Annotated in this window: 7 protein-coding genes; 1 reads left to right on the plus strand and 6 read right to left on the minus strand. The window is 65.7% G+C overall.

The annotated features are described in order from the left end of the window. Positions 1-32: 32 nt before the first annotated feature. The 3 genes from HZB53_20390 to dusB form a co-directional block, all read right to left on the minus strand. On the minus strand, positions 33-281 hold the full coding sequence (locus tag HZB53_20390; protein ID MBI5880015.1) for a hypothetical protein: 249 nt from the start codon (positions 279-281) through the stop codon (positions 33-35). Positions 282-312: 31 nt separating this feature from the next. Next, the gene (locus tag HZB53_20395; GenBank protein MBI5880016.1) at positions 313-1,962 is read right to left on the minus strand and encodes a bifunctional metallophosphatase/5'-nucleotidase; all 1,650 of its coding nucleotides are present in this window, start codon (positions 1,960-1,962) and stop codon (positions 313-315) included. A gap of 191 nt (positions 1,963-2,153) precedes the next feature. Next, positions 2,154-3,155, minus strand: coding sequence for a tRNA dihydrouridine synthase DusB (gene dusB / locus HZB53_20400; GenBank protein ID MBI5880017.1), 1,002 nt, complete (start codon positions 3,153-3,155; stop codon positions 2,154-2,156). 411 nt (positions 3,156-3,566) lie between these two features. Between dusB and HZB53_20405 the strand changes: the two genes are divergently transcribed. Beyond that, the gene (locus HZB53_20405) at positions 3,567-4,424 is read left to right on the plus strand and encodes a DUF1028 domain-containing protein (GenBank protein ID MBI5880018.1); all 858 of its coding nucleotides are present in this window, start codon (positions 3,567-3,569) and stop codon (positions 4,422-4,424) included. Here the strand turns inward: HZB53_20405 and HZB53_20410 are convergent. The 3 genes from HZB53_20410 to HZB53_20420 form a co-directional block, all read right to left on the minus strand. Further along, entirely contained in the window at positions 4,421-5,428 is a 1,008-nt protein-coding gene (locus tag HZB53_20410; protein ID MBI5880019.1) for a GNAT family N-acetyltransferase, read from the minus strand. The two genes, HZB53_20405 and HZB53_20410, sit on opposite strands and share 4 nt — an antisense overlap. A gap of 256 nt (positions 5,429-5,684) precedes the next feature. Then, positions 5,685-5,888, minus strand: a complete 204-nt coding sequence (locus HZB53_20415) for a hypothetical protein (protein ID MBI5880020.1) — start codon at positions 5,886-5,888, stop codon at positions 5,685-5,687. Then, positions 5,889-7,205 carry a hypothetical protein gene (locus HZB53_20420; protein MBI5880021.1) on the minus strand — a complete coding sequence of 439 codons (1,317 nt, stop codon included), beginning with the start codon at positions 7,203-7,205 and terminating at the stop codon, positions 5,889-5,891. Positions 7,206-7,443: the final 238 nt, after the last annotated feature.

Genomic DNA, 7,443 nt, shown 5'->3' on the forward strand with positions numbered 1-7,443 from the left:
GATTATAGCATGGAACCAGACCTCGCGGGTCTTCAAGACCGGCGCGGTCTATCGGTAAGCTCAACCCAATACTCCGCTTCCGTCGCGTCGGTCACGCGCAGTTGCTGGCCGTCGAACAGCGCGCCGTCGAGATCGATGCGGTTGCCGTCGGCGTCGCGCACGATGGCGCGATGCGCCCGCACCTTGCGCGCCCATATCAGCCCGATGGCGTGCTTCACCTTCAGACCGAGGTGGAACGCCGTCGTCTGGCCGTTGACCGTCACCCGTACGTGTCGTTCCATCGTACCCCCGCTAGCGACTAGTCGCTAGTTGCTAGTGGCTAGCCACCATCCGTCCTTCGACCTGAATGTTCAGCGGCGACTTCGCCTTCACGTACGCCGCGACGACGTCCACGACGAGGTCGCCGTAGACGAGGTTCTTGCCGTCGCGGAACGCGACCTGCCCGTCGCCGCCGCCGGCCAGGTAGTCGATCGTCTGCACGCGGTAGACGCGCGCCTTGTCGTACGGCTGGCCCTGGATCGTGATGCTCATGATGCGCGAGCCGCTCGGCAGCGTGCAGTCGTAGGTGAACTTCATGCCGGCGATCAGCGTGTTGACGCGCGGGCACGACGCGGCCACTTCCAGGATGCTCTTGATCTGCTCGCCGGTCAGGTCCATCGCCGTCAGCGCGTTGTCGAACGGCAGCATCTGGTACAACTGACCGTAGGTGATCGGGCCCTTGAGCAGGTCGGCGCGCAAGCCGGCGTTGTTGTGCATCGCCAACTCGGCCGGGCGGTCGCCGGCCTGGTTGGCCGCCAACATCGCGTCGACGACCAGGTTGCCCGCCGGGTACTCGCCGCTGGTGCGGCCGTCCGGCAGGCGGCCCAGCGTCAGGTCGACCTGCGTCTCGCCGATCGGGCGGCTGACGATGGCACGCGTCTCTTCGAGCTTCTGCTTGACCAGCGCGGCAATCGCGGCGTTGGGCGCAACTTTCGCGTTGGTGACCGGCTGCAATTCGTTGCGCGTGCCGGCCTCGATGAGTTTCTTCGTCGCGCGGTCGAAGATCAGTTCCAGCTTGCCGACATTCTTGCCGTTGCTGCCGGTCTGCGCGACGATCGTCTTGCTCTCGACGCGCGCATTGTTCAGCGTCGTGTGGCTGTGCCCGCCGATGATGATGTCGATGCCCGGCACCGCGTTCGCCATCTGGATGTCGTCGTCAACGCCGAGGTGGCTTAGCACGACGACGATGTCCGACTGGCGCTTGACCTCGTCGAGCACGCGCTTCACGCCGTCGGGACCGGACAGGAACTGCAGGCCCTTGACGCTGGCCGGTTTGTTGATAATCGGCGTGCCGGGGTTGGCCAGACCGATGACGCCGAGGCGCACGCCGGCGATCTCTTTGACGATGTATGGCTTCATGCCGAACGGCGGCTTGCCGGTCGCCGTCTCGATCAGGTTGGCGGCCAGCCACGGAAACTTCGACTGTGTGATGCGCGCCTGCAGGACGTCCTGCCCGTCGTCGAAGTCGTGGTTGCCCGGCGCGGCGGCATCGTAGCCTGCCATGTTCAGCGTGCTGATCGCCAGTTCACCCTTGTTCTGGTTGGAGAGGAACGTGCCGCGCCAGATGTCGCCCGCGTCGAGCACCAGTACGTTGCCGCCGTACTCTGCGCGGAACGCGTCGATGAAGCCGGCCAGGTTGGCCATGCCGCCCACTTCGACGTTGCCGCCGCCGGGCAGTTTCACCAGTTCCGGCTCCAGATAGCCGTGCAGGTCGTTGCTGTGCAGGATCGCGAGCTTGACCGTTTGCGGCACGGAGGTGGCCGCCGGCGCGGTCGTGGGCGGCACGGGCGACGGTGCCGCAGTCGCGGCCACGGGGAGCGCGGTCGGCGCGGTGGTTGGCGCAGGCGTGCTCGGGGCGCACGCGAACAGCAGCAGCGCCAGCAGCAGCCCGCTCAGCCAGCGGAACGAAGTCGTCAGGGTCATTGTTCGCCTCGCGTGAAAAGCTGTTCCACGGTGCGACGAAATCAAGACCATCACACCGCAAAGCACGCAAAGAACGCAAAGTATATGCTAATTGGCCCGGTCATGATCGAGCCGACGGGCATAGTTCCTTGTCCAATCAGGTTTTTCTTAGCGGCCTTTGCGTTCTTTGCGGTTAGCCGTCTGAATCTGCGTTATGCCGCGACGACGACCGTTGCCGGCTCATCGCCGGCCAGTCGCAGGGCGGCCGTCAGGTCGTCAAACTCGGCGACGCTCTTGCTGGTCAACAGCGGCACGCGCAAATGCGCTTCGCCGGGCAGGCCGTGGATGTAACGCGCGGCGTGTTTGCGGAACAGCACCAGTCCGAGTTCCTCGCCGTAGAACGCGAGCGTCAGCGACAGGTGACGCCGCATCAGGGCGAGCCGTTCGGTGATGGAAACCGCCTCGCGGTCTTTGCGCGCGAAGATCCACGGGTTGCCGATCGCGCCGCGTCCGATCATCACGCCGTCGCAGCCGGTGTGCGCCTTCATGCGTTCCGCGTCGGCCACCGTCTTGACATCGCCGTTGCCCAGCACCGGGATGCGCACCGTCTGCTTGACCTCAGCGATCGCGTCCCAATCGGCCTCGCCGCGATAGGCCTGCGCGCGCGTGCGGCCGTGCACGGCGATCAGGCTCGCGCCGCTGTCTTCCAGGATGCGCGCCACGTCTTTGTAGTTGCGCGTGCGGTCGTCCCAGCCGAGCCGGATCTTGCCCGTGACCGGCACGACCAGCGTGTGGCATAACCGCTCGAAGACGGACGCGATCTTGTCCGGGAAGCGCAGCATGCCGGAGCCGGCGCCGCGCTCGGCGATCTCCTTGACGTAGCAGCCCATGTTGATGTCGATGATGTCGGGCTCCATCTCCTGCAGGCGCGCGGCGGTCTCGACCAGGCGGTTCTCGTCGTGGCCGTAGATCTGGAACGTCAGCGGCCGCTCGCTCGGGTCGTACTCCAGCTTCTTGAGCGCGATGCGGCCCGGCTTGCGCCCCTGCAGCTCGTCCACGTTCACGAACTCCGTGTACGACATGGCGCTGCCGAGCTCGCGGCAGATCAGCCGGAACGGCAGGTCGGAGTAGCCGTCCATCGGCGACAGGATCAGGTCGCCGTAGACCGGCACATCGCGGACGCGGAAAGCGGGCAGCGCGGAATTGGCAACCATACAGCGCTGATGATAGCAGAATGCGAGCGCGGAGGGAAAACGCGACCATGCATCGAGGTGCATTTCACTTCTGAGGCGGCAATTAGACCAACTAGACGTCATGCCCGCGAAGGCGGGCATCCAGAGGCTTTATTCTGGACTCCCGCCTTCGCGGGAGTGACGATGGTGGTGCCTGTGTGGTGGCATAGTTGTTCTGCCCCAGATCTGAAATACACCCATGCATCACGTGGGCTTTGCGCCGCGCCGCGAGATTCGCTATCATTCGGGCATCAATAGAGACTTATCCGCGAATAACGCGAATGAACGCGAATCAGTTCTGTACACGTCGTGAAACTTGGGGCGTAGTACTGGTCCAACATTCGCGCCGATTCGCGCTATTCGCGGATAGATTCTTGACCAGCGAGGAGACCTATGACTTTCTCAATCGTAGCCTACGATGCCGCCGCAAAACAGTGGGGTGTGGCGGTGGAGTCGAAGTTTCTGGCGGCGGGCGCCATTGTACCGTACGCGAAGGCCGGCGTCGGCGCGGTCGCCACGCAGGCGCACGCCAACACGACCTACGGCCCGCGCGGCTTGGCGCTGATGGCCGAGGGCCTGCCCGCTGATGTGGTCGTGCAGGCACTGCTCGCCAACGATCCCGAAAGTGATCGGCGCCAGGCGGGGTTGGTGGATGCCGACGGCCGCGCGGCGGCGCACACCGGTGCGCGCTGCCTCAACTGGGCAGGGCATATCACGGGCGAAGGCTACACTTGCCAAGGGAACATCCTGGCCGGGCCGGACGTCGTGCAGGCGATGGCCCGCGCGTACGAGGCGGCCAGCGGCGAACTGGCCGAGCGGCTCGTCACCGCGTTGCAGGCCGGGCAGGACGCCGGCGGCGACCGCCGCGGCCAGCAGGGCGCGGGGCTGCTCGTCGTGCAGGTCGCGGGCGGCTATGGCGGCTACAACGACCGGGTGATCGATCTGCGCGTCGACGAGCACGCGACCCCGATTGCTGAACTGCGCCGCATCCTGGCCTTGCATCGCATGTACTTCGGCAAGCCGCGCCCCGAGGATCTGCTGCCGATCGAGGGCGACCTGGCGCGCGAGGTGCAGGCTATCCTGCAGCGGGCGGGCACGTACAAGGGCGCAGTCACCGGCGTGTACGACGCGGCCACGCACGCCGCGCTCGTCGAGCTGTCGAGCACCGAGAACTTCGAGGAGCGCCAGCAGCTGGACGCGAAGATCGACCGCGTGGTGCTGGACTTTCTGCGCGGGCGTTTCGGCAGCTAGTGCGCCGGCGCATCCGCGTACAACACTTCCCAGACGGGCCGGAAATCGAGCGACGGCCAGAAGCGGGATGACAGCGGGTTGCCCGGCAGATAGATCAGCCAGTAAGCGCGGACCTCGCGGTTGCGAAACCATTCGTCCACGGCGGCAAACAACCGGCGGCCGATGCCGTGCCCGCGCAGCCGCTCGTCGACGGCGACCTCGGCGATCAGGCCGTAGCGGCCCGACGCGAAGAGCGGCGGCATCCACGCCTCGTCGATGTTCTGGATGTAGATCGTGTAGAAGCCGACGACCTGTCCCTGCCACTCGGCGACGATAATGGTCGCGTTGGGCATTTCGCGCAGGATCAGTTCGAAGCGCCCGCGCATTTTACGCGGCTCGCTGCGCGCCGGTTCCATGGTCGGCTCGTGCGCGGCGTGATAGGTCACGCTCTGCATGCCGATGCGCACGGTGGCGTCGAGATCGTCCGGCGTGGCGCGGCGCACCGTAATGCCGTCAGCGGCGGGCGCGAGATATGACGCGGCCGGGTCGCGCATAGCGTAGTGGTAGTACGTGCGGAACCCGCGCGCGCGCAGGGCCGCGTTCAGCGCGCGGTCGGCCGCCGCGTTGTGGTACATCAGCGCGGGCGATCGCCAGCGCGCGGCTTGCTCGGCCGCCCGGTCGAGCAGCGGCGGGAGCGCATCGGCCGCGTCGGGGCGCGCGGCCAGCAGACCGATGCTCGTGAACCGGCGCGGATAGTAGGAGGCGAACTCGTCCTCGTCGCGCTGTTCGATCTTGTGGAGGTTGAGCCCGGCGACCACGACGCCGCCGCGTTCGGCGACGAACGCGGCATGGTTGCGCGCGCCGTACACGGCGCTCAACGTGGTGGAGTCGCTCAGGAACGGCGCGACCTGCGGCAGGCGCGGCAAACGCCGGTCGAGCGCGCAACGCGCGGCCGCCTGCGCATCGGCGATCGATTGCAGCGTGGACAGATCGCGACGCTCGGCCGGCCGGATCAGATCAGGCATGGATGGTGGAATCAGCAAATCAGGAGAAGTGGCTGTGGTACGTGGCGCGCAATGGCTGGTACGTACAGCGGCCTCGGAAGGCCAGACCGTCATGCCGGCGTAAACCGGCATCCAGTTTAGCGGTCACGCATCACGTGAATCCGCGCGTGTGTCACGCCCTGGTCAAGCCTCTGGATGCCGGCTAAAACCATGCCGGCATGACGGGCTGGTATCTGAACCGTCTGCGAAGCGGGGCGCGCCGAATCCGAAGCGTGCGTCAGCCGCCCGGCGGGGTTTCGGCGGCAGCGGTCTTGCTGCCGATCTCGACCAACTGGATCTGCGTCTGGTAGCGCTTGCCCTCGATTTCGAGCTTGCCGTTGGCGTAATAGCCGCGCGAGCCGGTTTTGAACTGCTTCGGCGCGACCAGGAGTTTTCCAATCACCGTGCCGTCGGGCGTCTTGAGTTCGGCGATGATATCCATCTATTCTCCCACCTTGTCCAGGTATTCCTTCACCGGCGGAATGGCGTACAGCTTGGCGCGGAAGTAGTCGTTGACCAGCTGCGCCACATCCAGCCGCGCCTCGTCGAGCGCGCCGGCCCAGTTGGGGCCGGCGGCGATGCGCCCGGTCGCCACATCGCGCAACTTGAGCATCGCCATGACGATCTTCGTTTCCAGCGGTCCCTCCGCTGCCGAGACGACCGTCTCAATCAGCTTGTCGATTTCCTCGACCGACACGACGACTTCCGCGTTGGATTTGCCATGCGCCTCTTCGAGCGTGTCGAGCAGCGCCCAGACCTGGTAGAGGCGCGCCGCCGGCTCGTCGAACAGTTCGCGGATGAAGACCGCTTCCTCGTACCGGCCCGTCAAGCGGAAGATGTTGTACATGCGCTTGGCCGCCTTGCCGAAGTTCGGTTTCTCGCGGACATAGTGCATGATCTCGTGCTCCAGTTGGCCGACGTAGTTGTCAAGCGCGTCGGGCGAGACCTGTTTGCTCAGCTTGGTGAACAGCGGGATCGACGCGGCGTCAAGGTACACTTCCTGGAAATACGGATCGAGGAAGCCGTCGAGCGGCGTGATCGTGCCGTCGGGCGCTTCCCAGGTCACGTCGAGCTGGTTGGTCGCGCTGGTCACGCGCGACTGCTCCGGCTCGGCCACCAGCCAATCGATCTTGCACCAGCCTGGATCGCGCGACGCCTCTTCCCAGGTGACGGTCAATGGCTTGCCATCGGTCGTGAAGCAGTCGATGCGCCCCGCCTCGACATGTTCCGCGCTCCAGCGGATTGTCGAGCCTTTCTTGTATGTCTTGTTGTCCACGACGACATCGGCCGGGTAGCGGCCAATCTTGCCTTCGACGAACTGGTAGTTGGGGCCGCGCAGGCGCGAGAGCACCTTGCGGCGCATGACGTCGCCGGCCTTGAGGCAGGCCGCTTCGCGGGTGGGCGCGGCGATGTTGACGCGCTCGAAGTAATCGCAGTCGCCGGGGTACAACTGCACGCGCGACTGCGCCGCGCTGCCCGAGAGCGAAAGCGCCGTCTCGACGCCGTCCTCGCCGGGGATACCGACCAGGGCGCCGATGCGGCGGTAGCGCTCCAGGTCGCTGGTGTCGAAGTCGAGCATCGTGACGTTGAAGCCGTACACGCCGGACTGCTCATCCACCGTCATCTGGCCGCCGGCGCTCTGCGTGGCGGCGATGGCGGTCAACCACTGGATCGCCTCGGACTCGTGCAGTTCGACGCCGAGACGGCGAGCCGCGTCCACAATATGCGCAATTTCGATACGGGTTCCGGGCTGGGTCATAGGTTCACCTGGCAGAGGGATGCCGTGCCCTGCGGGCCGGTGTCGCCATTATACCATGCCGGGCGCAAAAACCGACCCGCTGCCGGCGAGGCAGCGGGTATCGTCTTGATGAGGCAAAAATCATCCACGAAGCGACACGAAGGAACACGAACAAAACCAGGACCCAGCAATTCTCATTTTGGAGTCTGGCCACCAAGCTGCCCCCTCATCCCCTGGCCCCTTCTCCCCCGCGCACGGG

The organism is Chloroflexota bacterium (genome assembly GCA_016235055.1).
Taxonomy (GTDB): domain Bacteria; phylum Chloroflexota; class Anaerolineae; order JACRMK01; family JACRMK01; genus JACRMK01.

Excerpts from the sequence above, each read along its gene's own strand:
- HZB53_20405 (MBI5880018.1), top strand. The coding sequence starts at position 3,567 with ATGACTTTCTCAATCGTAGCCTACGATGCCGCCGCAAAACAGTGGGGT.
- HZB53_20420 (MBI5880021.1), bottom strand. The coding sequence starts at position 7,205 with ATGACCCAGCCCGGAACCCGTATCGAAATTGCGCATATTGTGGACGCG.
- HZB53_20395 (MBI5880016.1), bottom strand. The coding sequence starts at position 1,962 with ATGACCCTGACGACTTCGTTCCGCTGGCTGAGCGGGCTGCTGCTGGCG.
- HZB53_20415 (MBI5880020.1), bottom strand. The coding sequence starts at position 5,888 with ATGGATATCATCGCCGAACTCAAGACGCCCGACGGCACGGTGATTGGA.
- HZB53_20410 (MBI5880019.1), bottom strand. The coding sequence starts at position 5,428 with ATGCCTGATCTGATCCGGCCGGCCGAGCGTCGCGATCTGTCCACGCTG.
- dusB (MBI5880017.1), bottom strand. The coding sequence starts at position 3,155 with ATGGTTGCCAATTCCGCGCTGCCCGCTTTCCGCGTCCGCGATGTGCCG.
- HZB53_20390 (MBI5880015.1), bottom strand. The coding sequence starts at position 281 with ATGGAACGACACGTACGGGTGACGGTCAACGGCCAGACGACGGCGTTC.